This window comes from Streptomyces sp. R35 (assembly GCF_041053035.1).
Classification (GTDB): Bacteria; Actinomycetota; Actinomycetes; order Streptomycetales; family Streptomycetaceae; genus Streptomyces; species Streptomyces lutosisoli.
In genome coordinates this window covers 6,364,037-6,387,348 of record NZ_CP163440.1, presented here as the reverse complement: position 1 = coordinate 6,387,348, position 23,312 = coordinate 6,364,037, and the positions used below count along the sequence as shown (strand labels likewise).

General features: G+C 70.7%; 23 protein-coding genes and 1 pseudogene. 9 read left to right on the top strand and 15 right to left on the bottom strand.

The features are described 5' to 3' along the window. Positions 1 to 62: 62 nt before the first annotated feature. From AB5J50_RS29015 to hemL, 9 genes and pseudogenes are all read right to left on the bottom strand, one after another. Complete coding sequence (locus tag AB5J50_RS29015) at positions 63 to 1,022, bottom strand: CU044_5270 family protein (RefSeq protein ID WP_369261157.1); 960 nt, start codon at positions 1,020 to 1,022, stop codon at positions 63 to 65. Further along, a pseudogene (locus AB5J50_RS29010) lies at positions 1,019 to 1,387 on the bottom strand (RNA polymerase sigma factor); the annotation flags it as partial. The pseudogene AB5J50_RS29010 and the gene AB5J50_RS29015, both read right to left, overlap by 4 nt. Positions 1,388 to 1,547: 160 nt before the next feature. Continuing rightward, a complete protein-coding gene (gene ccsB / locus AB5J50_RS29005) occupies positions 1,548 to 2,657 on the bottom strand; it encodes a c-type cytochrome biogenesis protein CcsB (protein ID WP_369261156.1) in 1,110 nt (369 codons plus the stop codon). Continuing rightward, positions 2,654 to 4,540, bottom strand: coding sequence for a cytochrome c biogenesis protein ResB (locus tag AB5J50_RS29000; protein WP_369261155.1), 1,887 nt, complete (start codon positions 4,538 to 4,540; stop codon positions 2,654 to 2,656). Before AB5J50_RS29000 ends, ccsB begins: the two co-directional genes overlap by 4 nt. A 3-nt stretch (positions 4,541 to 4,543) precedes the next feature. Further along, entirely contained in the window at positions 4,544 to 5,305 is a 762-nt protein-coding gene (locus AB5J50_RS28995) for a cytochrome c biogenesis protein CcdA (RefSeq protein WP_327435150.1), read from the bottom strand. 21 nt (positions 5,306 to 5,326) lie between these two features. Then, positions 5,327 to 5,953 (bottom strand): TlpA family protein disulfide reductase, encoded by a 627-nt coding sequence (locus AB5J50_RS28990; protein ID WP_369261154.1) that lies wholly within the window; start codon positions 5,951 to 5,953, stop codon positions 5,327 to 5,329. 90 nt (positions 5,954 to 6,043) lie between these two features. After that, positions 6,044 to 7,291 (bottom strand): hypothetical protein, encoded by a 1,248-nt coding sequence (locus AB5J50_RS28985; RefSeq protein WP_369261153.1) that lies wholly within the window; start codon positions 7,289 to 7,291, stop codon positions 6,044 to 6,046. 206 nt (positions 7,292 to 7,497) lie between these two features. Further along, positions 7,498 to 8,190 (bottom strand): histidine phosphatase family protein, encoded by a 693-nt coding sequence (locus AB5J50_RS28980; protein WP_369261152.1) that lies wholly within the window; start codon positions 8,188 to 8,190, stop codon positions 7,498 to 7,500. Then, the gene (gene hemL / locus AB5J50_RS28975; protein WP_369261151.1) at positions 8,187 to 9,503 is read right to left on the bottom strand and encodes a glutamate-1-semialdehyde 2,1-aminomutase; all 1,317 of its coding nucleotides are present in this window, start codon (positions 9,501 to 9,503) and stop codon (positions 8,187 to 8,189) included. Before hemL ends, AB5J50_RS28980 begins: the two co-directional genes overlap by 4 nt. 431 nt (positions 9,504 to 9,934) lie before the next feature. Here hemL and AB5J50_RS28970 point away from each other — a divergent pair, with 431 nt between their 5' ends. Then, positions 9,935 to 10,570 carry a hypothetical protein gene (locus AB5J50_RS28970; protein ID WP_327430728.1) on the top strand — a complete coding sequence of 212 codons (636 nt, stop codon included), beginning with the start codon at positions 9,935 to 9,937 and terminating at the stop codon, positions 10,568 to 10,570. A 33-nt stretch (positions 10,571 to 10,603) separates the two neighbouring features. Further along, positions 10,604 to 11,458, top strand: a complete 855-nt coding sequence (locus AB5J50_RS28965) for an SAM-dependent methyltransferase (protein ID WP_369261150.1) — start codon at positions 10,604 to 10,606, stop codon at positions 11,456 to 11,458. 61 nt (positions 11,459 to 11,519) lie between these two features. Here AB5J50_RS28965 and AB5J50_RS28960 read toward each other — a convergent pair whose 3' ends face one another. Together AB5J50_RS28960 and AB5J50_RS28955 are read right to left on the bottom strand one after the other, a co-directional pair. Beyond that, entirely contained in the window at positions 11,520 to 11,810 is a 291-nt protein-coding gene (locus AB5J50_RS28960; RefSeq protein ID WP_369261149.1) for a hypothetical protein, read from the bottom strand. Further along, on the bottom strand, positions 11,807 to 12,907 hold the full coding sequence (locus AB5J50_RS28955) for a magnesium and cobalt transport protein CorA (RefSeq protein ID WP_369261148.1): 1,101 nt from the start codon (positions 12,905 to 12,907) through the stop codon (positions 11,807 to 11,809). Before AB5J50_RS28955 ends, AB5J50_RS28960 begins: the two co-directional genes overlap by 4 nt. 206 nt (positions 12,908 to 13,113) lie before the next feature. On the opposite strand from AB5J50_RS28955, the gene AB5J50_RS28950 reads away from it, so the two are divergent. The 3 genes from AB5J50_RS28950 to AB5J50_RS28940 all read left to right on the top strand — a co-directional run bounded on the left by AB5J50_RS28950 (position 13,114) and on the right by AB5J50_RS28940 (position 15,951). Beyond that, positions 13,114 to 13,662 (top strand): universal stress protein, encoded by a 549-nt coding sequence (locus AB5J50_RS28950; RefSeq protein WP_369261147.1) that lies wholly within the window; start codon positions 13,114 to 13,116, stop codon positions 13,660 to 13,662. Positions 13,663 to 14,031: 369 nt separating this feature from the next. Beyond that, a complete protein-coding gene (locus AB5J50_RS28945; RefSeq protein ID WP_369261146.1) occupies positions 14,032 to 15,060 on the top strand; it encodes a hypothetical protein in 1,029 nt (342 codons plus the stop codon). A 201-nt stretch (positions 15,061 to 15,261) separates the two neighbouring features. Beyond that, positions 15,262 to 15,951 (top strand): class F sortase, encoded by a 690-nt coding sequence (locus AB5J50_RS28940; RefSeq protein WP_369261145.1) that lies wholly within the window; start codon positions 15,262 to 15,264, stop codon positions 15,949 to 15,951. Here the strand turns inward: AB5J50_RS28940 and AB5J50_RS28935 are convergent. Both AB5J50_RS28935 and AB5J50_RS28930 read right to left on the bottom strand, forming a co-directional pair. Then, positions 15,912 to 16,739: a polysaccharide deacetylase family protein gene (locus tag AB5J50_RS28935; protein ID WP_369261144.1), complete on the bottom strand. Its 828-nt coding sequence runs from the start codon at positions 16,737 to 16,739 to the stop codon at positions 15,912 to 15,914. The two genes, AB5J50_RS28940 and AB5J50_RS28935, sit on opposite strands and share 40 nt — an antisense overlap. Then, complete coding sequence (locus AB5J50_RS28930) at positions 16,736 to 18,349, bottom strand: glycosyltransferase (RefSeq protein ID WP_369261143.1); 1,614 nt, start codon at positions 18,347 to 18,349, stop codon at positions 16,736 to 16,738. The genes AB5J50_RS28935 and AB5J50_RS28930 overlap by 4 nt, the downstream gene beginning before the upstream one ends. Positions 18,350 to 18,684: 335 nt before the next feature. On the opposite strand from AB5J50_RS28930, the gene AB5J50_RS28925 reads away from it, so the two are divergent. Together AB5J50_RS28925 and AB5J50_RS28920 are read left to right on the top strand one after the other, a co-directional pair. Then, complete coding sequence (locus AB5J50_RS28925; RefSeq protein WP_327430720.1) at positions 18,685 to 19,074, top strand: BlaI/MecI/CopY family transcriptional regulator; 390 nt, start codon at positions 18,685 to 18,687, stop codon at positions 19,072 to 19,074. A gap of 14 nt (positions 19,075 to 19,088) precedes the next feature. After that, a complete protein-coding gene (locus tag AB5J50_RS28920) occupies positions 19,089 to 20,105 on the top strand; it encodes a M56 family metallopeptidase (RefSeq protein WP_369261142.1) in 1,017 nt (338 codons plus the stop codon). Here AB5J50_RS28920 and AB5J50_RS28915 read toward each other — a convergent pair. Further along, positions 20,092 to 20,601 carry a GNAT family N-acetyltransferase gene (locus tag AB5J50_RS28915; protein WP_369261141.1) on the bottom strand — a complete coding sequence of 170 codons (510 nt, stop codon included), beginning with the start codon at positions 20,599 to 20,601 and terminating at the stop codon, positions 20,092 to 20,094. The two genes, AB5J50_RS28920 and AB5J50_RS28915, sit on opposite strands and share 14 nt — an antisense overlap. Positions 20,602 to 20,606: 5 nt before the next feature. Beyond that, a complete protein-coding gene (locus AB5J50_RS28910; protein WP_369261140.1) occupies positions 20,607 to 20,738 on the bottom strand; it encodes a hypothetical protein in 132 nt (43 codons plus the stop codon). Positions 20,739 to 20,953: 215 nt separating this feature from the next. Here AB5J50_RS28910 and AB5J50_RS28905 point away from each other — a divergent pair, with 215 nt between their 5' ends. Continuing rightward, a complete protein-coding gene (locus AB5J50_RS28905) occupies positions 20,954 to 21,703 on the top strand; it encodes a response regulator transcription factor (protein WP_369261139.1) in 750 nt (249 codons plus the stop codon). Continuing rightward, on the top strand, positions 21,700 to 23,235 hold the full coding sequence (locus AB5J50_RS28900) for a sensor histidine kinase (RefSeq protein ID WP_369261138.1): 1,536 nt from the start codon (positions 21,700 to 21,702) through the stop codon (positions 23,233 to 23,235). The genes AB5J50_RS28905 and AB5J50_RS28900 overlap by 4 nt, the downstream gene beginning before the upstream one ends. Positions 23,236 to 23,312: the final 77 nt, after the last annotated feature.

Genomic DNA, 23,312 nt, shown 5'->3' with positions numbered 1-23,312 from the left:
GGCACGTTCCGCACCCGATAAGGCCGCTGACCTGCTCCTTTACAAGTGGAGGAGCGGGCAGCTCAGGGCCGCCGCCCCGCCTTGTCGACGATCTCCCGCTTCAGGATGGCGCTGGACCCGGTGGTCTGTCCGTTCTTGAAGCCGGAGGGCTGGTCCTCGACGGCGACATCCCGCTCGCCGAGGTATTCCTTCGTCTTCTTGTCGAAGATCAGCTCCTCGCGCTCCCCGTCGTCCACCCGCGCGACGGCCACGCCGTGCCGACCCGCCGCGTCCACGGAGTCCGGGACCACGACGACCCCGGGGATCTTCGCGGCCGCCCGGAAGAGGGCCGCGGCGACGTCCGGCGGCAGCAGCGACTCGCCCACCAGGTCGCCGACGAGCACGAAGGTGTTCTGGTCCTCGCTCTTGCCGCCGTCGCTGTTCTTGTGCAGCCACTCCAGCATCTTGTCGGGGTCGGTCGGCAGGGTCTGGAGGTTGCGGTAGTCGGTGTTGCTGGGGACGCCCGGCTTGGCTGGCTCCAGCCTGACGTGGCTGAGTCCGTCGCGGCCCTCTTCCAGCAGGGCCCAGCGCGTGCCGTCCACCGACAGCCAGATCTCCCGCTGGTGGACGGGGTCGAGCCGGGCCGGCTTGCCCTCCTCCTGCGTCGAGTAGCCGACCTTGCTCTCGATGTAGACGAACTGGTCGTCGCGGATGGTGTCGGGCACCTTCTGGTGCTCCGCCGCGAGCGCGATGTCACCCAGGAGGGCCACGGCCTCCTGGGAGGCGCTGCCGCTCCGCCCGCCCGACGACGGCAGCGCGACGACGACCGTCGCGGCCACGGCGGCGACGGCGGCCGCGGCGATGGCGGGCCGCAGCCACGTGGCGCGCGTACGGACAGGAGTCCCGCCCGCGCGCTGCTGCCCCTCTTGCTCCCGCTCTTGCTGCCCCTCGTGCTGCCGAATCTCGGACATCAGATGCTCCTTGAGGAGTCGGTGACGGCCCGGCGGAAGGTCTCGCTCAGGAAATTCGGGAAGTTGGTTCATCGGTTTCCCTCCCTCGTGGGCCCGACCGCGGTGGTGCGGTCACCTCTCATCTGTCCGCGCCCTGAGGGCAGTTCCGCAGTTTTCAGCTGTTTCGCGAGCTTTGTTCTCGCGCGGGAGAGCCGCGACCGTACGGTGCCGACGGGCACCCCGAGCGCCTCGGCCGCCGCCGCGTAGTCGAGCCCCGACCAGACGCAGAGGGCCAGCACCTCCCGCTCGGCCCGCCGCAGTGTCCGCAGAGCCATGCGTACGAGGGCCAGCTGGGCAGCGTCGTCCAGGCGCCCGGCGACCTCGTCGGCGAAGTCGCGCACGGTCTCGTCGCGGGGCAGCCGGGCAACGGCCGCCGCGTGTCTTCGGGCCGCCCGCCGAAGGCGTCGTGGTCCCCCGCGCGGATGCGTTTCCTCAAAGTGCCCGGAGTGCACGGAGTGCTCGGAGTCGTATCCACACCTTCCCCCTGTCCGTACGACGAAGGCCGGTTCCTGTGACTCACGTCACAGGAACCGGCCCCGGCCGAGAAGGACTTACCGGCTAGACACCCGCGTACGAGTGCTTGCCGCTCACGAAGATGTTGACCCCGTAGTAGTTGAAGAGGAAGCAGGCAAAGGCGATCAGCGCGATGTACGCCGCCTTGCGGCCCTTCCAGCCGGCCGTCGCGCGGGCGTGCAGATAGCAGGCGTAGGCGACCCACGTGATGAACGCCCAGGTCTCCTTGGGGTCCCAGCCCCAGTAGCGGCCCCAGGCGTCGCCCGCCCAGATCGCGCCCGCGATGATCGTGAAGGTCCACAGCGGGAAGACGGCGGCGTTCACGCGGTACGAGAACTTGTCGAGCGAGGCCGCCGAGGGCAGTCGCTCCATGACGGAGGTCGCGAAGCGGCCGGGCTGGCCGCCGTTCACGAGCTTGTTCTCGTACGAGTCCTTGAAGAGGTACATCAGGGTGCCGACCGCGCCCACGTAGAAGACCGCGCCGCAGATGATCGCCGTCGAGACGTGGATGTACAGCCAGTACGAGTGGAGCGCGGGAACCAATTGGTCGCTCGCGGTGTACAAGACAGTGACGGCGAGACCGAGATCGAGGAGGACCGTGGTGACCAGGGGGAGGCCGATCCAGCGGACGTTCTTCTTCAGCGCGAGCAGCACGATGTACACGGCGACGGCGACGGTGGAGAAGGTGATGTTGAACTCGTACATATTGCCCCACGGGGCACGCCGCACCGACGTGGCGCGGGCCACCACACCCGCAGCCTCGACGGCCCACGCGAGCACGGTGAGGGACACGGCGATACGGCCGTAGAGGTCGCCCTGCTCGTCCCCGCCGTGCGCACCGGGCCCGTCGGGCACGTCACGGGCGCCGACCGCGGACCGGGTGACGACCTGCGGCCGCTCCAGGACGGTGGTGCCGCCCGCCTTCTTCACCGTGACAGCGGGAGCCGCCTTGGCCTTCGCGCTCTTGTCGTTCTGCGCGGTGAGCGCGTTGGCCGTGCGGGCGACCTTGCTGCGGCTGCCGAAGAGCCACTCGGCGATGTACGCGAAGAACGCCAGGGTGTAGACGGCCATCGCGGAGTAGATCAGCGTGTTGCTGATATTGGCGAGGTGTTCGTTGGTGGCCGTGGCCAGTTCGGTTGCGGTGGCGAGAGTCACTTCTCAGCCCCTTCGGCAGGTACGGGGGGTTCGGCGTCGGGGTGCGGTTCGTCTTCGTCTGTTGCGTCTACGGCTGCGGCTGTTGCGGCATCTGCGGCTTCGTCTTCGTCGGACTTGGTCGGCGCCTGCTCGTGCACCAGCGCGGCCAGGTCGCCGAGTTCCTCGGGCAGCTTCGCGGACTCGCTGCGGCCCAGGCCCGCCATCTCGACGACGGTGACACCGTCGGCGCCGGTGGTGGCCCGCACCCAGACGCGGCGGCGCTGGATGAAGAGCGACCCGGCGAGACCGAAGATCGCGGTGAAGGCCCCGGCCAGCGCCCAGTCACTGCCGGGCTGCTGAGTGACCTGGAAGCCGGCCCACTCCTTGATGTCCTTCTCGAAGGTGATCGAGCCGGCGCCGTTCGGCAGCTTCATGGTCTCGCCGGGCAGCAGCCTCTTCTTGAGGATGTCGCCCTTCGAGTCCTTGAACTGCTTCATGTTGGAGGTGTCGAGTTGGTACACGTTCTGCGGGATGCCCGAGTTGACCCCCAGGCTGCCGTGGAAGCCGGACAGCGCGAGCACGGGGAAGTCGAGCGCGGGGAACTGGGAGAACATCGTGCCCTTGCCCGCACCCGCGAAGGTCGGCACGAAGAAGGCGGAGAAGCCGAGCTGTTCGCTGCGCCCCTGCCCGTTCTTGTAGCCGTCCATGACCTTGATGGCGCCCTGCGAGGTGACGTTCGCGTCGAGCGGCAGCATGGGCACGGCCTGGTGGAAGACGACGTTGCCCTTGCCGTCCCGGACGGTGACGACGGGCGCGTAGCCGTGGCTGACGAGGTAGACCTTCGAGTCGCCGATCTTCAGCGGCTCGTTGACCTTGACGGTGGTCTTCTTCTCCTTGCCGTAGGCGCCCACGCTGTAGGTGATGTCCGCCTGGAAGGTGCGTGGGGTGCCCTTGTTGGGGCCGGTCCGCTCGTAGGTGCCGGTGAACTTCTTGAGGTCGAAGCTGAACGGCGTGAGGTCGTCGTTGCTGAAGAGGTTGCCCGACTTGAAGTCGTCGTACTGCGACAGCGTGTTGGAGAAGCCGTCGCCCTCGACGATCAGCTTGTTGCCCTCGGACTTGAAGAGCTGGCCCCAGGCGAAGGCGACGAGCATCACGATCAGCGCGATGTGGAAGAGCAGGTTGCCGGTCTCGCGCAGGTAGCCCTTCTCGGCGGCGACGGCGTCCCCGGCGACATGCGCCCGGAAGCGGCGCTGCTTGAGCACCTTGAGGGCGGCCTCACGGACCTGCTCGGGCTCGGCGTCGGTGCGCCAGGTCGCGTACGCGGGCAGCCGGGTCAGGCGCTTCGGGGCGCCCGGCGGACGGCCGCGCAGCTGCCCCACGAACTGCCAGGTGCGGGGCACGATGCAGCCGATGAGCGAGACGAAGAGAAGGATGTAGATCGCCGAGAACCACACCGAGCTGTAGACGTGGAACAGCCCGAGCTTGTCGTAGACCGGCCCCAGCAGGCTGTGCGCGTCCTTGAAGTCCGCCACCTTCTGGGCGTCGGTCCCGGACTGCGGGATCAGCGAGCCGGGGATCGCGCCGAGCGACAGCAGGAAGAGCAGGATCAGCGCGACCCGCATGGAGGTGAGCTGCCGCCAGAACCAGCGGGCCCAGCCGATGACCTCACGCCCGGCCCAGGCGATCCATCCCTTGGCACCGGGGGCCCGGGCACCGCCGAAGGATCCGGGCATCGCGGTGTCCACCGGCGCGGTGGAGAGCTGCGAACCGGCTTCGCCGAGCTCGCCGTCGGCGCTCACGCCGATGTGCCGCTTGGGGGCCGCCGCCGGTTCCGTCGCCTGGCCGGTGTCGTCCGCCGTCTCGCCGGTGCCGTCCGTCGTCCGGCCGGTGTCAGTCGTGCTCATGGATCAGATCCCTACCGTGAAGCCGTCGGACCAGGTCTGCATCTCCTGCACGATGCTGTCCCACGCACCGGTCAGCAGCAGCAGGCCGGTCGCGATCATCATGCCGCCGCCGATCCGCATCACCCACGTGTAGTGGCGCTTGACCCAGCCGAAGGCGCCGAGCGCCTTGCGGAAGGCGACCGCGGCGAGGACGAAGGGGATGCCGAGACCGAGGCAGTACGCGACGGTCAGTATGGCCCCTCGCCCGGCGCCCGCCTGGGTCATCGCGAGACCCTGCACGGAGGCGAGGGTCGGGCCGATGCAGGGGGTCCAGCCGATCCCGAAGAGCGCGCCGAGTATCGGAGCGCCCGCAAGGCCGGCCACCGGCCGCTTGTGGAAGCGGAATTCGCGCTGGGTGAGCCAGGGCATCAGCCCCATGAAGAAGACGCCCATGAGGATCATGAGCCCGCCGAGCACCTTGGACAGCGTCTCCTGGTGCTCGTGCAGGGTCGAGCCGAAGTACCCGAAGAGCGCCCCGCCGGAGACGAACACGACGGTGAAGCCGAGCACGAACAGGCTGGCGCCCGCCGCCATCCGCCCCCGTCTGGCCTCGGCCAGATCGGTGCCGCTGACCCCGGTGACGTACGAGAGGTAACCGGGTACCAGCGGCAGCACACACGGCGAGAAGAAGGAGACGAGTCCGCCGAGCATCGCGATCGGCAGGGCGATCAGCAGCGCGCCGCTGTAGACCGTCTCGTTCCTGCCGGTGGACTCGGCCAGGGTCATGGCGAGAAGGGACACGTCAGGTCACTTCTCCGCGAGGACGGGGTTGAGCATCTTGCGCAGGGTCTCCTCGCTGAGCGCCTGCAGCGTCCGGGCGGCGACCTTGCCGTTCCGGTCGATGACGAGCGTGGAAGGGATCAGCTGCGGGTTCAGCGTGCCCTTCTTGAAGCGGAGCATCAGCTTGCCCGTCGGGTCGTACAGGCTCGGGTAGGTGACCCCGAATTCCTTCTCGAACGCCACAGCCGGACTGGTGCTGGAGTCGCGGGTGTTGATGCCGACGAACTGCACGCCCTGGTCCTTGGTGTCCTGGTAGACCCTCTCGAGGTTCTTGGCCTCGGCGCGGCACGGCCCGCACCAGGAGCCCCAGACGTTGACGACGACGACCTTGCCCTTGTAGTCGGCGACATCGAGCTGCTTGCCGTCGATGGTCTTGCCGGAGAGGTCGGGGACGGCGTCCCGGTCCCCCTTGGCGGCGGTGTCGATGCCGTTCTTGCCGGCGATGAAGTTGGTGTTGCCCGCTCCTCCGGAGGTTCCCCCGGAACCACACGCGGACAGGACGAGCGCCGCGACGGCGGCCCCGGCGGTGAGCAGGGCGGCGCGGCTACGACTGGTGCGGTTCGGGCGCTGGTCGGCGCGGCAGGCGGCACTCATGTGAAAAGTTTCGCATGCCCGTTTCGGGGATCTTCCGCACCCCCCTTGCGGGCGGAAACCCGCATATCAGGCGGCCTTCCCACCGGGGGCTCAAGCGGCCTGTCCGCCCAGGTAGGACTTCCAGCCGCCGGCCGGTTCCTGCCCCACGTCCATCGACTGAAGCCTGGTCAGCACCTCGGGCTTCTGCACATCCAGCCAGTCCACGAACTGCCGGAAGGAGACAAGGCGTACGTCGCCGCCCTTCTCCTTCTCGCGCGCGATGTACTTGAACGCTCCCTCGACGGCGTCCATGTAGATGCCGCCGTTCCACTGCTCGAAGTGGTTGCCGATGAAGAAGGGTGCGCGATTTGTCTCGTATGCCCGCTTGAACCCGGCGATGTAGGACTGGGTCGCCTGGGTGCGCCAGGCCGGGTAGTTGTACGAGGGTGCCCTGGTCGTGTTGATCGACTGGTTGGCGAGGATGTTGTAGTCCATCGAGAGCACCTCGAAGGAGTGCCCGGGGAACGGCATCGCCTGGAGCGGCAGGTCCCACACGCCCTGGTTCTTCTGCGGCCAGCGCTGGCGGCCGCCGGGCGAGGAGGCGTCGTAGCGCCAGCCGAGTTCCTTGGCGGTGGGCAGCAGGTTGTTCTGGCCGAGCAGACACGGGGTGCGGCCGCCGATGAGCTCCTTCTCGTAGTCGAAGGGCAGCGCTGGCATGTCGGTCCAGCCCGTGTTGGTGCGCCACTCCTTCACGAAGGACTTCGCCTGGTCGATCTCGCTGCGCCATTGCGCGGGCGTCCAGTTGGCGACCGTGCCGGAGCCGGAGCAGAAGTGGCCGTTGAAGTGCGTGCCGATCTCGTGGCCGTCGAGCCAGGCCTGGCGGACGCCCTTCAGCGTCGCCTTGATGTGCTCGTCGGTGAGATAACCGATGTCCGAGGCGCCCTTGGGGTTATTGGGCGGCAAGTACATGCGCTTTTTCGACTCGGGCAGCAGATAGAGCCCGGAGAGAAAGAACGTCATGTGGGCTTCGTGGTCTTTGGCGAGTTCGAGAAAGCGGTCGAAGAGACCGGTCCCGACCTCTCCGGCGCCGTCCCAGGAGAAGATCACGAACTGCGGAGGGGTCTCGCCGGGCTCCAGCGGTTCGGGCCGCTTCGGCTGATAGGGCTGCTTGCCGGTGTAGGAGGTGGAGCCGTCACCGAGGGGGCGCGCGGGGTGCTTCGGGGCGCCGGGCCGGCCGCTGCCGGAACCGCGAGTCCGGCTCGGACCGTCTAGCTGAGCGGTACCGCACGCGGCAAGTCCCAGCGTGGCCGCGGCACCTGCCCCGAGGCCGATCATTCCCCTCCGGCTGATGTCCCGCATGCGGTCCCCATTTCATCGCGCCCTCTCAGCTGGCTCCCAGCTGGTACCCAATGAGAGGGCGCGACGAAGACGGGGGTTCCGTCAAACTCGCGCAGATTTATATGATTTTACGAAGATACGCTCGGATGGCGTGACTGCATACGCTTTGTGACGAGGCGTACGCCGGTCAGCACGCCCGTCAGTACGCCGGCCAGAAAGCGGCCAATTCAGGCCCCGAACGCCTTGCCCTTCCCCTTCACCGGCTTGGCGCCCGCGAGGAGATGGGCCGGGACGAGATCGCGGGCGGGCTCGGTGTAGCCCACGGAAACGATCTTGTCGCCGCGGTAGGTGAAGGTCGTCAGGGACGCCAGCGTGCACTGCCGCTTGCGCGGGTCGTGCCACAGCCGCCGCTTCTCCACGAAGGACCGCACGATCCAGATCGGCAGCTGATGGCTGACCAGCACCGCTTCATGTCCGCGGGCGGCGTCCTTGGCCGCGTCGAGCGCCCCCATCATCCGTACGACCTGATCGACGTACGGCTCGCCCCACGACGGCTTGAACGGGTTGACGAGGTGCTTCCAGTTCTCGGGCCGCCGCAGCGCGCCGTCGCCCACCCCGAAGGTCTTGCCCTGGAAGACGTTGTCGGCCTCGATGAGGCGGCCGTCCGTCGCGAGGTCGAGACCGTGCGCCTTGGCGATCGGGGTGGCCGTCTCCTGCGCCCGCTCCAGCGGCGAGGCGACGACATGCGTGACGTCGCGCGACGCGAGGTGCTCGGCGACCCGGTCGGCCATCTGCCGCCCCAGCTCGGACAGGTGATACCCGGGCAACCGCCCGTACAGCACCCCTTCCGGGTTGGCGACCTCGCCGTGCCGCATCACATGGACGACGGTGATGGCGCTGTTGTTGATGTGCTCACTCATGCCGTGGCCTCCGCCGCTGCCCGTGCCGCCGCCGGAAGGGCGTCGGCGATCCGCTGAACCGCCTGCTCGTCGTGTGCCGTCGACACGAACCACGACTCGAACGAGGACGGCGGCAGATACACACCCTGCGCCAGCATCGAGTGGAAGAACGCGGTGTACCGGAACGACTCCTGCCCCTTCGCGTCCTCGTAGTCGCGCACCTGACGCCCGGTGAAGAAGACCGAGAACATGTTGGAGGCGTTCTGCAGCCGGTGCGCCACGCCCTCCTTGGTGAGCGCCTCGGTCACCAGCGTCCGGATCCGCTCCGACACCGCGTCGACCTTTGCGTACGCGGCGTCGTCGAGCAGCCGCAGCTGGGCGAGCCCGGCGGCGGTGGCGACGGGGTTACCCGACAGCGTGCCCGCCTGGTACACCGGCCCCGCCGGAGCCAGGTGGGCCATGACGTCCTTGCGGCCACCGAAGGCGGCGGCGGGGAAGCCACCGCCCATGACCTTGCCGAAGGTCATGAGATCAGGACGTACCCCGTCAATGCCGTACCAACCGGCCTTGCTGGTGCGGAAGCCCGTCATGACCTCGTCGGAGATGAAGAGGGCGCCGTTCTTCGAGCAGGCGTCCTTGAGCCCCTGGTTGAACCCGGGCGCGGGAGGCACCACACCCATGTTGCCGGGCGAGGCCTCGGTGATCACACAGGCGATCTCACCGGGGTGCGCGTGGAAGGCGGCGTGCACGGCTTCGAGATCGTTGTAGGGGAGGACGATGGTGTCGCCGGCCTGGGCTCCGGTGACACCGGGGGTGTCGGGAAGGGCGAACGTGGCCAGGCCGCTGCCCGCCGCGGCGAGCAGCGAGTCGACATGCCCGTGGTAGCAGCCGGCGAACTTGATCACCTTCGCCCGCTGGGTGAACCCGCGGGCGAGCCGGATCGCGGACATGGTCGCCTCGGTGCCGCTGGAGACGAGCCGGACCTGCTCGACGGGCTCGACGCGCGCGACGATCTCCTCGGCGAGGGCGACCTCACCCTCGCCGGGCGTACCGAAGGACGTACCGCGGGAGACGGCGTCCTGGACGGCGGCGATGACCTCGGGGTGGGAGTGCCCGAGGATCATGGGCCCCCAGGAACAGACGAGGTCCACGTACTCACGGCCGTCGGCGTCGGTCAGGTACGGACCGGTACCGGACACCATGAACCGGGGCGTACCGCCCACGGCGCGGAAGGCGCGTACGGGAGAGTTCACGCCGCCGGGTGTGACGGCCGCCGCACGGTCGAACAGCGACTGCGAGGCTGGGGCTTCGTAGGGATAAGGCAGTTCTGTCATGACCTGCGACGTCTCCGACTCCGGGGGGCTAGTGACCTCCTCAGGGTAGGCCAGCGGCTCCCGGCGGCCGTGAGCGGAAGAGTGCGGCATCATGACCGGAAGCATCCGCCGCCGTGACCGGAAGAGCACGGGACCGTGAACGGACGATCCCGGCGCGACGTACGGCTCCTCGTACGGAAGATCCCGGCCATCGCGGGGGCCGGTGGACCGATGCCCGGTACGACAACCGGGCGCGGTTCCCCGGCCATCTGCGAAACTGGGACCGCGTACGGACAGCTCACATGAATCATGGGTGTTCAGAGGCCGCGAAGATCCTGCGGACAGGTGTTTCAGCGCACGTTTCGGCGTGCGGCCGTGGGGGAGGTCACTGTCACGATGATCGGGTTGCGTGGCGGGGGTCGCGCGCCTTAGAAAAGCAGTCGGGTGGAGATATGCATCGCGGTGGCGGACTGGGCGAGGGGACCGATGGCCTCGGTCCTCGGCGTGCCCGGCGGGGCAAGCACCGGCGCGAGGCGGAGGAAGCGGCCGAGACCCGGGCCGGACAGACACAAGGATCGCAGGGTGGTGACGCCGAGCGGCTCGACCGCACGGTCGACCGGCTGCGGGCGGGGAGCGGGAATGGTGGCCGGGTGGGGGTGACGTACAAATACTTCGGCGCGCCGGACGGAGCGACGGCGGCCCGTGTCCCGATCTCCATGCGCCCCGAGGAACTCGGCGGCGACGAGCTCGGCATGAACGGTATGTTCACCAAGATCAAGCCGGAGACGATGGCCGCGATGGTCCTCACCGGCATAGAAGGCGTCCCCCTCCACAAGGTGCCCCCGCTCGAACTGGTCGTCCTCCACCCCGACTACGCCGTGGTCAAGCTCCCCATGACCGTCGTGGACCCCCTGCGCGGCATCGGCGAGGAGGCCGTCGGCGCGGCCGCCTTCATCTGGTCCACCGTGCCGGACCGGGGCGGCCCCCGGGACGCCTTCAACGTCTACCAGCTCCTCCACGAGTGGCAGGATTTCAGCCATCGTCTGCATGAGGCGGGGCATCAGCCGTACTGCCTGGTCTGGCCCTGATCCCGACACGAGTCCAGGACGGAGCCAGGCACCATGACCTCTCCCCGCGGTGACGGCAGTGACGGCAGCGGCGGCAGTGACGCCCGGCCATTGGCGATCGACACGAGCAAACCCCACCCGGCCCGGATGTACGACTACTTCCTCGGCGGGAAGGACAACTACGAGGTCGACCGGGAAGCCGCCGAGCAGTTCATCAAGGTGGCACCGGAGGTCCGGGACGGCGTCCGCGCCAACCGCCGCTTCATGCACCGCGCCGTCCGGCACGTCGTCGCGGAGGGCGGCATCCGGCAGATCCTCGACGTGGGCACGGGCCTGCCCACCGAGCCCAACGTGCACCAGATCGCGCACGCCATCGCTCCCGGGACCCGCGTCGTCTACGTCGACAACGACCCGATCGTCAGCGCCCACGCGGCGGCTCTCATGGACAGCGCCGACGGCACCGACAGCGCCCACACCTCCGTCGTCCTGGCCGATCTGCGCGATCCCCGCGCCCTCCTCGACCACCCCGAGGTGCGCAAGGCCATCGACTTCGACCGGCCGGTGGCGCTGCTGCTGGTGGCCGTCGTGCACTTCCTCTCCGACGCGGAGGACCCGGACGCCATCGTCGCCACCCTCCGCGACGCGCTGCCCACCGGCTCCTACCTCGTCCTGTCGCACGCGACGGGCGACATCCACGAGGACCGTCGCGAGGACGCGGCGTCCGTCTACAACAAGGCCACCGCCACCCTGAACCTCCGTCCCCACGATCGGGTCCTGGACTTCTTCGGCGACTTCACCCTCGTCGCCCCGGGCCTGGTCCCGGTCCCGGACTGGCGCCCCGACGAGCCCCCGGAGCGCGACGCCCCGCCGATCGGTATCTACGGCGGAGTGGCCCGCAAGAACGGCTGACCGGCCCACAGGACCGCCGGCCCGGTCTCGATCCCGGTCCCGGTCCCGGTCCCGATCCCGCTCAACGCTCGCTCTCGTCGCCGTAGAAGCGGCCCTCGTCGCACAGGGCGTCGATCTCCGCGTTCTCTTCCTCGCTCAGCTGCGCGTCCAGCGCGACGCTGATGAAGCGCCGGGCGCGGGACAGCCGCCGGGCGACATCCCAGTCGAGGACGAAGGTGCCGACGGTGTGCTCGTCGGCGGTTCCGGACGCCATGCGGGATCCGAGCCGGTCGAGGGAGACGACGAACTCGTTCAGGTCCTGGAGGACCGTGACGGCCTCGTCGAGGGGGATGCGGATCTCTCGGGAGGTCACAGCCAGCCGTTCCTCTTGAACCCTCGGTGGATGACGAAGGAGGCCGTCGCGATGACCGCGAGGGCGAGCGGGTAGCCGTAGCGCCAGTGGAGTTCGGGCATGTGGTCGAAGTTCATGCCGTAGAGGCCGCAGACCATGGTCGGTACGGCGATGATCGCGGCCCACGCGGTGATCTTCCGCATGTCCTCGTTCTGGGCGACGCTCACCTGGGCGAGGTGAGCCTGGAGGATGGAGTCGAGCAGGGCGTCGAAGGCGCCCAGCTGCTCGGTGACGCGGGCCAGGTTGCCTGCGACGTCGCGGAAGTACGCCTGTATCTCGGGGGCGATCGCGCGCGGCGGCTCGGTGGCCAGCAGCTGGAGAGGGCGGGCCAGGGGTGCCACCGCCCGCTTGAGTTCCAGGAGTTCGCGCTTGAGCTGGTAGATGCGGCCTGCGTCCGCGCTGCGGGGGCTGCGGGGTGAGAAGACGTCCGTCTCCACCTGCTCCAGGTCGTTCTGGACGGCGTCGGTGACGGTCAGGTACTCGTCGACGACATGGTCGGCGATGGCGTGCAGCACCGCGACCGGGCCCCTGGCCAGCTGACTCGGATCGGCTTCGAGGCCCTCCCGCAGCGGGCCGAGGGAACCGTGCCGTCCGTGCCGTACGGTCACCACGAAGTCGGGGCCCGCGAAGACCATGATCTCGCCGGTGTCGACGACCTCGCTGGTCTCGGTGAGTTCGGCGTGTTCGACGTAGGTCACCGACTTGAAGACGGCGAACAGGACGTCGCCGTACTGCTCGACCTTCGGCCGCTGGTGGGCGTGGACCGCGTCCTCGACGGCGATCGGGTGCAGCCCGAACAGTTCGGCGACCCGCGCGAACTCCGTCTCGGTGGGTTCGTGCAGCCCCAGCCAGACGAAGCCGTGACCGCCGCGTCCGCGGACCCGGGCGACGGACTCCTCGATGCTGGGCTCGGCCTCCTGGCGCTTGCCGTCGCGGTAGATGACGCAGTTGACTACCGTGGAGCCGAGCGGGGAGCGGGCTGGGTGGCTGAGGTCCACCCGGCGTCCCCGCCCCCGTGCCAGACGGGCGACTTTGCGCAGGTTGTCGACCATCGACATGCGGTACTCCTTGAGCGGGGTGCGGCCAGCCAGTGTGCCAGGAAGGCGTAAGGGCGACGTCAACGCCCGTGTCCCGGCGTCAGGGGAACGTCATGAACCGGCTCCGCGCCGTCAGACGAACGTCAGCACCACGGCCCGCCGCCCCCTCGGCCGCTTCCATGGGAGGCGGACATCGTCAGGGGCGTACGACAAGGGGTGGGCACGCGATGGGCGAGGGTGAGCGGCGGCGTGTCGTGGCCGGGGTGAGCGGTTCGCTGGAGAGCCTCGCGGCGCTGCACCGGGGCGCGTACGAGGCCCGGCGCGGCGGTGCCGAGCTGCTGGCCGTGCTCGCCTGGCAGCCGCCCGGCGGTGAACTCGCCCACCGGCGCGCGATGTACGCGTCCCCGGTCGTCGACTTCCGGCGCGAGGCCGGCGAGCGGCTGCGCACCGCGCTGCGTGCGGCGTTCGGCGAGTCGGGGCCCGGGGTTCCCTTCCAGGGCCTGGTCGTCCGGGGTTCGCCCGGGCGGGCGCTGGTGGTGACCGCCGACCGGGCCGACGACCTCCTGGTGGTCGGCGCTGGGTGCCGCGGCCGGATGCGCCGCGCCCTGTTCCCCTCCGTCGCCCGGTACTGCGTCGCGCACGCCGGCTGCCCCGTCCTGGCCGTTCCGCCCTCGCCCCTGCGGAGCGAACTCGTCACCGTGCACCGCCGCATCGGCCTGCGGCTGCCGCTCGACGCCCGGGAGCTGACGAACGGCAGCCCGCGACCCACGTCCTGACCGCCTCCGGCGCCCGCCGTCGGCGTCGCGTTCGGAGAGGTTCGGGGAAGGGCGCGACTCCCCTTACTCCAGACGGACCTGACGCTCCCTCGTGCGGCAGTCGTGTCGCGACCGATCGGGTTGCGCCCACGGCGTGGCGCAGGCCCGGGAAGCGACTGCTGAGCTATGGCGAAACACCAGGTCAGAAGGGATCTGACGGCCCCCGGGCGGGCGAGGGACGGCCGAGTGAGTGTGACGTCAGTGGTGCACCAGGTGCGCGGCTCGAGTGGTGCGCGGGGCGGGACGGGCTGACGGTGGATCACGTCGGGGTCGGGTTCTCTTGAGCTGATGCGGTATCAGCAGCCCGGCTGCGACGGAAGGACTCCGACGATGCGATCTGCCCGCATGCTCCTCGCCACCGCGACGGCTACGGCCGCCCTCGCGATCGCCGCTCCCGGCGCCTACGCCGCGACGGCGGGCGACAGGGGCGGTGACGATGACTCTTCCTACAGCAAGGGGTACGACAAGGACAGCGACCACGGCAAGGACAGCGACCAAGGCAAGCCGAACGGCGGTATGCACACGGGTGGCGGCGCGCTGACCGCCATCAAGGGCGACGACTGGACCAAGGGGGACGACGACTCCGGCAAGGGCGACGACTCCGACCACGGCAAGGGCGACGACGACTCGGGCTCCGATCACGGCAAGGGCAAGGGCGACGACTCCGACCATGGCAAGGGCAAGGGCGACGACTCCGACCACGGCAAGGGCAAGGGCGACGACTCCGACCATGGCAAGGGCAAGGGCGACTCGAACTCCGGCTACAGCAAGCCCAGCGGCGGCATGCACACCGGCGGCGGCGCGCTCACGTTCGTGAACGGCGACGACTGGACCAAGGGCGACGACGACTCCGGCAAGGGCGACGACTCCGGCAAGGGCGACGACTCCGGCCGCGGCAAGGGAGACGACTCCGACCACGGCAAGGGCGACGACGACTCGGGCTCCGATCACGGCAAGGGCAAGGGCGACGACTCCGACCACGGCAAGGGCAAGGGCGACTCGAACTCCGGCTACGGCAAGCCCAGCGGTGGCATGCACACGGGTGGCGGCGCGCTGACCGCCATCAAGGGCGACGACTGGTCCAAGGACGACGGCGGCGACAAGAAGTTCGACCCGGAGACCTACAGGGACTCTTCGGACTCCGACCGCGGCAAGGGCAAGGGCGACGACTCGGACTCCGGCTACAGCAAGGGCGGCAAGGACGACTCCGACTACGGCAGGCCCAGCGGCGGCATGCACACAGGTGGCGGCGGGCTCGCCTCGCCGGGTGTCACGGCCGGTGGGCTGGCGGTCCTGGCGCTCGGTGCGGCCGGCGCGTACGCGGTGCGTCGCAGGAACGCGGAGGGCGGAGTGTCCTGACCCATGCCTGACGACATAGCAGCCCGGGCCGCCGCCCGCGCCCCGCGCGGCGGCCCGGCCGGCACTCGTCCTGCTTGTTCTCTCCCTGCTGCGTTGTCTTCCTGTTTTCCGATGTGCCTGTTTCCCGCTGTGCCTTTTCCCCGCTGTGCCTGATTCCCGCTGTGCCCGCTCTGCTCCCCCGTCCTAGTGAGGTGGTGCCCGATGGCAGCCCGGTTGCCCTCCCCCGCAGAAACCAAGTCCGTGCCTCCGGGGCAGGGCTCTCGCCCCCGCGTGCCGTTGATGGTGTGGTGCGCCGGAATCCTGATCCTGGCGATGAGCCTGTTCGGTGGCCAGGACGAGACGTCCGACTCCTACGCCAAGCCCCATGCCGCAACAGCGCCCGCGCCGTCGTCGTCGGCCGAGCGAGCCGCCGGTAGGACCGGTATGAGGGGAAAGCCTCTGCCGCGGTCCAAGCCGACGCGGCTGCTCATCCCGAAGATCTCGGTGGACGCCCCGTTCACCGACCTCGCCATCAACTCGGCGGGCAAGCTCCAACCGCCGCCCGCCGGCGACACGAACCTGGTCGGCTGGTACGCCAAGGGCGTGTCCCCGGGCGAGGCGGGCACCTCGATCATCGCCGGCCACGTCGACACGACGACGTCCCCGGCCGTGTTCGCCGAACTCAGCGACCTGGACAAGGGCGACAAGTTCACCGTCAAGAGGGCCGACGGGCGCAAGGCCACGTTCGTGGTCGACAGTGCCGAGACGTTCGAGAAGGACGACTTCCCCGACGAGCGGGTGTACGCCGACACCTCCGACGCCGAGGTCCGGCTGATCACCTGCGCCGGTGAGTACGACCATGCCGCGAAGGACTACACCGAGAACCTGGTCGTCTTCGCCCACCTCGTCTGAACCACGGAGGCACGGACGCCCGGGATGCCGTGATCGCGCAGCGGGCCGATCCCCCAGCCCTGGGTCTCGCAGGTGTCGAGGATGCGGGGCAGGGCGGCGAGGGTGGTCCGCCAGGAGCCGGGGGCGGAGGTGCAGTCGGAGTCGTGGAGCAGGATGGTGCCGCCGCCGGACAGGTCGCGGGTGACGGTGCGGTGGACCGACTCCGGCGTGGCCCGTCCGCGCCAGTCCTCGCCCCAGGCGGTCCACAGCACGGGGGCCAGGCCGAGGCGGCGGCAGGCGAGATGGGCGGCGGTGTTCATCACCCCGTACGGGGGCCGGAACAGCGTGGGCGGCCGGCCGGTGACGTCGGCGACGGCGTCATGGGCGCGGGCGATGTCGTCGTACGTGGCACCGGGGCCGCGCAGCAACAGGGGCCGGTGGTGCCAGCCGTGGATGCCGATCTCGTGGCCCTCGGCGGACAGTTCCCTGGCCAGGCCCGGTGCGCGGTGGAGCATGGAGCCGAGGAGGAAGAAGGTCGCGCGGACACCGCGGGCGTCCAGCAGTCGCAGGAAGTGCGGGGTGGACAGCGGGTCGGGACCGTCGTCGAAGGTGAGGGCGACGTGGTCGGCGCGGCCGCGTCCGGCGAGCCGGGGCATGGCCCGGTTGCGCAGCGGGCCGAAGGTGGAGATCACCGGCGCGGCGTGCACGGCGGCGAGCACGGGCAGGGCCACCGCCCCGGCCCACCGCGCGGCGCGGGCGAGCCGGTCCGCCGCCCCTATCACTTCCGCCCCCATCTCGTCCGCCCTCATCGGTCGTCGTCCTCCAAGTAGTGGGTGAGTGCCCCGAGGCGGTGGCCGGGGGCTTCGCCGTAGGCGTCGGCGAGCGGGGCGCCGATGCCCAGCGAGACGGTGGCGGCCACGGCGACGGCCATCAGGATCATCCGCCGCCGGTTCTGCCGGGGTGCCGTCACCGCGGACCGTACGACGGCGGGGCGACCCGGCGCCGCGGCCCGTACCGCGCCGGGGAGCACCGATGCCGCGGACCGCACGGCGGCCGGAAGCCCCGGTATCGCACGCCGCACGGCGGACGGCCGGCGCGACGGCCCGGGCAACCCGGCGAGCGGGAGGCCCGGCGCCTCGGACGGTACGGCGGCGGCCAGGAGATCCAGCGCCTCGGACGGCACCGCGACCGTACGCCCCCGCACCCCCGGCCGTACGACGGACAGCGGGCGTACGACGGACAGCGGGCGCACGACGGGCAGCGGCCGTCGGGCCAGCGCCGCGACGGTCTGGGCGGGGCCGGACGCGGCGGAGGTGTACAGGGCGAGACCGGCCGCGCGCTGGGCCTGGCGGTGTGGGCCGTGCAGGAGTTGGGTCAGTGTCGGCGCCAGTCGGCCGGGTTCGCGGATCCAGGGGGCGAGGCCCGCCTCCTCCAGCGCGGCGGCGTTGGTCTGGCCGTGGCCGGGGATGCAGCGGTAGCTGACGACCGGGAGGCCGCTGGCGAGCGCCTCCAGGGAGGTGAGGCCGCCCGCGTTCTGAACGAGGACGTCGCAGGCGTGCATGAGGCCGGGCATGTCGTCGACCCACTCGTGGACATGGGTGACGCCGTCCGCGCGGAGCCGTTCGGCGAGGACGTGGTTGCGTCCGCACACCACGACGGGCAGCGCGGCCCCGGTGTCGCGGATCTCGGCGGCGGCCTCCCGCACCGGGCCGACGCCCCACGAACCGGCGACGAGCAGGGCCAGCGGCGCGTCCTCGGGCAGGCCGAAGCGGGCGCGGGCGGCGCGCCGGTCGTCCTCGGTGGCGGGGGTGAAGCGCGGGTCGGTCAGGGGCCCGGTCACGGTGACGCCCGCGGCGCCCTGCTCGTGCGCCTGGGCGGCGGGTATCGCGTGTGCGGCGAGGTGCGCGTCGATGCCGGGCGCCACCCACAGGGAGTGGACGGAGAAGTCGGTGAGGTAGGTCAGGGCCGGTATCCCGAGCCCGCCGCGCAGCCGCAGCGCGCCGAGGACCTGGCTGGCTCCGGGGTACGTCGACACGACCGCGCGGGTCTCGGGGGTGACGGTGGCCAGGGTGCGGCGGCGCGCACCGCGCAGCAGGACCCGTACGGCCGGGCCCGGTCTCCGGTCGTGCTCGGTGGCGACGTAGATGCGCTGGTAGCCGGTGGGGGCCCAGGTCAGCAACCGGAGGTAGGCGCCGCAGAGCAGCTTCCCGATCCCGGCGGGCAGCAGATCGAGGAAGTCGTGCCGGTCGACGAGGAAGCCCAACGCCGTGAGGTGGCGGGTGAGTTCGGTCGCGGCGCCGTCGTGCCCGGCTCCCATGCTCGCGGAGATGACGGTGATCCGCCGGGGGCCCGGGCCGCCCAGATCCACCGCGGACGGCGCGCCCGGCTGTCCGTCCGCCGGGTTGTCGAGGTACGGCACAGCAGATCAGCCTCCGAAGTGATGCGGGCGCGGCGGGGCGTAGTAAGCGGAGCGGGCGGTCGGCAGGAGCGTGGCGGGGCGGGGTGAACGGGAGCGGTCGGCCGGCGAGGACGCGGCGGCGCGTGGTGGAACGTGCGGTCGCGGCAGGGGTGCGGGGTCGCCGCAGTTCCTGTGGGCCGCCCGGGAGTACGGGGTTGATCCCGGCGCCCGTCCGGGAGGGGGGCGGAGCTTTCCCCCGGGCACGCGCGCATGGCAGACTCGGACCACGGCAGCATTTACACCGCCGTAGAAGTTCTACACGACTGTAGAAGATGGGCGAGGGAACGACAAACCCCATGAGCGGCGATGCACAGGCGCGGGGCCCGAAGCGGGCCAACGGCGAGCGGGAGACCGAGATCCTCGGGCTGCTCCAGGGGGCCGAGGACGCGCTGACCCCGGGCGAGGTCGCCGAACTCCTCGGCGGCGAGCTGACGTACAGCAGTGTGGTCACGATCCTCACCCGCATGCACACCAAGCAGCTGCTCCACCGCACCCGGCGCGGGCGGGCCTACGCCTACAAGCCCGTCACCGACGACCCCGGGTTCGCCGCCCGCCGGATGCGCACCGTCCTGGAGGAGCGCTCCGACCGCGAGGCGGTGCTGGCGCGGTTCGCCGACAGCCTGTCCGACACGGACGCGGACCTGCTGCGCCAGCTGCTGGGGCCCGACGCGGACAACGACCGGTAGAGGGGCCCGCCCGGATGCGCATCGCCGTCTATCTCCCGCTGCTGCTGTCCGTGCTCGTCCCGTTCGGCGCGCGCCCGCTCTCCGAACGCTGCGACCCCCGCCTGGCCACCTGGCTGCTCACCGCCTGCGCGCTGATACTCGGCACGGCGACCACCATCTCCCTGGGACTGCTGGCGATCACCGGCCTGACCGGCGTCCCGCTCCTCGCCGCTCTCGGCCACTGGTCGGCCCGCACCGCGCAGATCAACGACCCCGCCGAACCGCCCGTCGCGCTCCTCGCCGGACTGCTGCTCGGCGGCGCGCTGTTCACCGCGGGCCGTATGCTCTGGCGCCGCGCGAGGTCCCTCGCCTCCGCCTTCTGGGACGCCGCGTGCATGCCCACGCACGACGGCCTGGTCATCGTCGAGGACGAGACGCCGGACGCGTACGCGCTGCCCGGACTGCCCGGCCGCGTCGTCGTCTCCACCGGCATGCTGCGCACCCTGGACACGTCGGAGCACGACATCCTGCTGGCCCACGAGCGCGCCCATCTCGCCGCCCACCACTACGCCTTCGTCGCCCTCGCCGGCCTGGGCGCCGCCGCCAACCCCCTGCTCCGCCCCCTCGCCACCGCCGTCACCTACACCGTGGAACGCTGGGCCGACGAACAGGCCGTCCGCGCCACCGGCGACCGCAGGCGGGTGGCCCGCGCGGTGGGCAAGGCGGCCTTGGCCGCGCATGGTTCGCTGTCACCCCTGCGCCCCGCCACCCTCGGCTTCCGCGGCTTCCTCGGCCGCCGCAACCCGCTCGCCGGCGCGGGCCCGGTCCCCCGCCGCGTCGCCGCCCTCCTCGCCCCACCGCTCGCCCGCCGCCCCGGACTCGTCCTCGCCACCACGGCGGTCCTCGGCCTCACAGTGCTGTCCACCGTCGCGGCCACCCAAGACCTGCACGCGTTCCTGGAACTGGTGGGCATCGCGCACCACGGCCCCCATCACGCCGGCATGGACGGCCCGGACCACACGGCTGTACTCACCACCGTCAAGCGAGGCTGATCCAGTAGCGGTCCTCGCCGTGGGCCCGGCCGTCGGGGACGCCACCGTTGGACTGGATGACCCGGCGTGACGGTTCGTTGCCGGCGTCGCAGGTCAGCAGGACGCGGTCGAGGCCCAGCCGGCGGCACTCGACGAGCCCGGCCGCGAGCATCCTCGTCGCGTGGCCCTGCCGGCGCCACGGCCTGACGACGTGGTAGCCGACATGGCCGCCGGCCTCGGCCAGCTCCGGTGTCAGGCTGTGCCGGACGACCAGCGTGCCGAGGTAGTGCGCACCGGAGACGTACCAGAACACGGAGGAAGGGACGCCCCAACGGACCCGCACGCCGCGTCTCTCCTCCGCGAAGGCCTCGAAGTCGTCGCCCGCCGGGCCGAGCCACTCCGTACTCCGTCCCTCCGCCACACAATCGGCCCGCTCACCGGCCAGATACGAGTCCCGCACCGCCGCCGTCGGCAGGACGAGACCCGGCGGTTCCCTGAGATCGATGAGATCGGTCATGCCGTTCAGTGTTCATTCAGTGCCGCCCGGCGCGCGAAGAGTTTTTCCGCCGCCGACTGCGCACGCACGCGCACGTACTCACTGTCCACGCTCAACACTTCGCCGCCCGAGACCAGTTGGTCCCAGCGCCGATCCACATGGATCTCCCAGCATTCTTCCCGGGGTCTCCCACGGGCCGCCCCTAATCTGCGGGGCACCTCGTGGAGCCAGGTCAGAGCCAGGTCTCAGTCATACACGGGGCGGCCCCGGGCTCCCACAGTGGAGGAGCCCGGGGCCTTCACATGGGCCGCTCTCAGAAAACCCCCAGGTTTCTCCCAGCCGCTCCTCATGTGCGCGGGAGAGAGTCTGCGCCATGGCCGAGCACTCCACGCCCCCGCACAAGCTCCTCATCGTGGAGGACGAGGCGAGCATCCGCGCCCTGCTGGAGTCGACGCTGCGGCTCACCGGGTACGACGTGAGCAGCGCGGACTCCGGGGCGGCCGCCCTGCGGGAGATGGAGCGGTTCGGCCCCGATCTGGTGCTCCTCGACGTGATGCTGCCCGACCTGGACGGCTTCGAGGTGACCCGGGCGATGCGGGCGGCCGGCAAGGACACCCCCGTACTGTTCCTGACCGCGCGCACCGATCTGTCCGACCGCATCGCCGGGCTGCGGTCCGGCGGCGACGACTACGTCACCAAGCCCTTCAGCCTCGAAGAGGTGCTGCTGCGGATCCAGGCGATCCTGCGCCGCACCGGCGTGGAGGAGCAGCCGTCCGGCGATCCGGACGACAACCGCATCCTGCTCTTCGCCGACCTCCGGTTCGACGAGGTCGCGCACGAGGTGCACCGCGCGGACCGGTACGTTCCGCTCTCCCCCACCGAGTTCCAGCTGCTCGGCTACCTCATGACCAACGCCAACCGGGTGCTGAGCCGGACCCAGATCGTGCAGCATGTGTGGGGCTACGACTTCGCCGGTGACGCCCGCATAGTCGAGACGTATGTGAAGTACCTGCGCAAGAAGATCGACTGCGTCGAGCCGCCGCTGATCCACACGGTCCGCGGGATCGGCTACTGCCTGCGGCTGCCGCGCGTCCCCGGCCAGGACCGGGCCGCCGACCGGTGAAACGGCGTCCGTTCGCACGGCTCTTCGGGCGGCGCCGTACTCGTCCGGCGGGCCTGCGGCGCCGGCTCGTCCTCGGCATCACCGTCGTCGCCACCACCGCGGTGCTGGCCGCCGAGGTCGTCGGCTTCGTCGTGCTGCGGTCCTGGCTGATGGACAGCCTCGACGACCAGCTCACCCACTTCCAGACGCACCGCAAGGCGTACTCGGACGCGGTGAGCGAGGCGGGGTTCCCCAGCAGGTTCACCACGCCCGGGGCGCTGCCCTCCGCCTTCCGGATCTTCTTCTACGACGCCGACGGCCACCTCCTGAGCGCCTCGCTCGGCGACCCGCAGCGGTCGGAACCCGAACTGGCGTCCTCGGCCGGCGACCTCGCTCTGACGGCGGGACGGCCCACGACCGTGCCCGCCACCACGGGCGACGGCCACTGGCGGGTCGTCCTGCGGGACGGCCCCGACGGCATGAAGTCGGTCGTCGCGCTGCCCATGTACACCGTGGACGGCGCCACCTCCAAGATCCTCCTGGTGGACGGCGTCCTGCTCGCCCTCACCATCGCCTGTGTCGTCCTGCTCGGCCGCTGGGTCGTCCGGCTGGGGCTCCTCCCACTGACCCGGATGGAGCGCACCGCCGAGGACATCACCGACGGCAACCTCGACCTGCGGCTGCCCGACACCGACGGGCGCACCGAGACCGGGCGGCTCGGCCGGGTCCTGAACACCATGCTCGAACAGCTCCAGGGCGCCCTGCGCGAACGCGAGACCTCCGAAGCCAGACTGCGCCGGTTCGTCGCGGACGCCGGCCATGAACTGCGTACGCCGCTGACCACGATCCAGGGCTTCGCCGAACTGGCGCTGCGCCACGAGCAGCAGTCCACCGAGGGCCGACGCGAGGCGAACCGGCTGATCGCCCAGAACGCCGAACGCATGAGCCTGCTCGTCGACGACCTCCAACTGCTCGCCCAACTCGACCAGGAACCCTCCTACCGCCGGGACCCGGTCGACCTCCTGTCCCTGGCCGCCGACGCCGTGAGCGCCGCCGCCCTGGGCGCCCCCGACCGCGCGATCACCCTCGATCCCCTTTCTCCAGAGGTGGCGGAAGCGGAACTGGAACTGGTGGAGACCGCCGGCGATCCGCACCGGCTGCGGCAGGTCGTCGAGAACCTGATCTCCAACGCACGGACCCACACTCCCCCGGGCACCCCCGTCCACGTACGCGTGGGAACGGGCCTGGCGGGTCCTGCCACGGGCGGTGTGGACACCCCCGGCCTCACCAGCGCTTCCCCGCCCCTCCTGTACGGCACCCCCGTCGCGGTACTGGAGATCGCCGACGAAGGCCCTGGCCTGGCCCCCGAGGACGCCCAGCGCGTCTTCGAACGCTTCTACCGCGTCGACCCGGCCCGTTCCCGCAGCCAGGGCGGCAGCGGCCTCGGCCTCGCCATCGCCGCCGCGATCGCCCAGGGCCACGCCGGCCGCCTGGAACTGGACACCGCCCCGGGCAAGGGCTGCACGTTCCGGCTCGTCCTGCCGCAGACCTGAACGCCCCCGCCGCCCTTGTCCCGGGCAGGACGAAAAATAATTCCGGTCGTGCTGTCACAACGACCGCTCAGCCGGTG

Bases quoted from the DNA above. Each gene is read 5' to 3' on its own strand.
- AB5J50_RS28965 (WP_369261150.1), top strand. From the start codon at position 10,604: ATGACCTCTCCCCGCGGTGACGGCAGTGACGGCAGCGGCGGCAGTGAC.
- AB5J50_RS28920 (WP_369261142.1), top strand. From the start codon at position 19,089: ATGCGCATCGCCGTCTATCTCCCGCTGCTGCTGTCCGTGCTCGTCCCG.
- AB5J50_RS28940 (WP_369261145.1), top strand. From the start codon at position 15,262: ATGGCAGCCCGGTTGCCCTCCCCCGCAGAAACCAAGTCCGTGCCTCCG.
- AB5J50_RS28985 (WP_369261153.1), bottom strand. From the start codon at position 7,291: ATGCGGGACATCAGCCGGAGGGGAATGATCGGCCTCGGGGCAGGTGCC.
- AB5J50_RS28990 (WP_369261154.1), bottom strand. From the start codon at position 5,953: ATGAGTGCCGCCTGCCGCGCCGACCAGCGCCCGAACCGCACCAGTCGT.
- hemL (WP_369261151.1), bottom strand. From the start codon at position 9,503: ATGACAGAACTGCCTTATCCCTACGAAGCCCCAGCCTCGCAGTCGCTG.
- AB5J50_RS28925 (WP_327430720.1), top strand. From the start codon at position 18,685: ATGAGCGGCGATGCACAGGCGCGGGGCCCGAAGCGGGCCAACGGCGAG.
- AB5J50_RS29000 (WP_369261155.1), bottom strand. From the start codon at position 4,540: ATGAGCACGACTGACACCGGCCGGACGACGGACGGCACCGGCGAGACG.
- AB5J50_RS28970 (WP_327430728.1), top strand. From the start codon at position 9,935: ATGCATCGCGGTGGCGGACTGGGCGAGGGGACCGATGGCCTCGGTCCT.
- AB5J50_RS28955 (WP_369261148.1), bottom strand. From the start codon at position 12,907: ATGTCGATGGTCGACAACCTGCGCAAAGTCGCCCGTCTGGCACGGGGG.
- AB5J50_RS29015 (WP_369261157.1), bottom strand. From the start codon at position 1,022: ATGAACCAACTTCCCGAATTTCCTGAGCGAGACCTTCCGCCGGGCCGT.
- AB5J50_RS28945 (WP_369261146.1), top strand. From the start codon at position 14,032: ATGCGATCTGCCCGCATGCTCCTCGCCACCGCGACGGCTACGGCCGCC.
- AB5J50_RS28935 (WP_369261144.1), bottom strand. From the start codon at position 16,739: ATGAGGGCGGACGAGATGGGGGCGGAAGTGATAGGGGCGGCGGACCGG.
- AB5J50_RS28905 (WP_369261139.1), top strand. From the start codon at position 20,954: ATGGCCGAGCACTCCACGCCCCCGCACAAGCTCCTCATCGTGGAGGAC.
- AB5J50_RS28950 (WP_369261147.1), top strand. From the start codon at position 13,114: ATGGGCGAGGGTGAGCGGCGGCGTGTCGTGGCCGGGGTGAGCGGTTCG.
- AB5J50_RS28915 (WP_369261141.1), bottom strand. From the start codon at position 20,601: ATGACCGATCTCATCGATCTCAGGGAACCGCCGGGTCTCGTCCTGCCG.
- AB5J50_RS28995 (WP_327435150.1), bottom strand. From the start codon at position 5,305: ATGACCCTGGCCGAGTCCACCGGCAGGAACGAGACGGTCTACAGCGGC.
- AB5J50_RS28980 (WP_369261152.1), bottom strand. From the start codon at position 8,190: ATGAGTGAGCACATCAACAACAGCGCCATCACCGTCGTCCATGTGATG.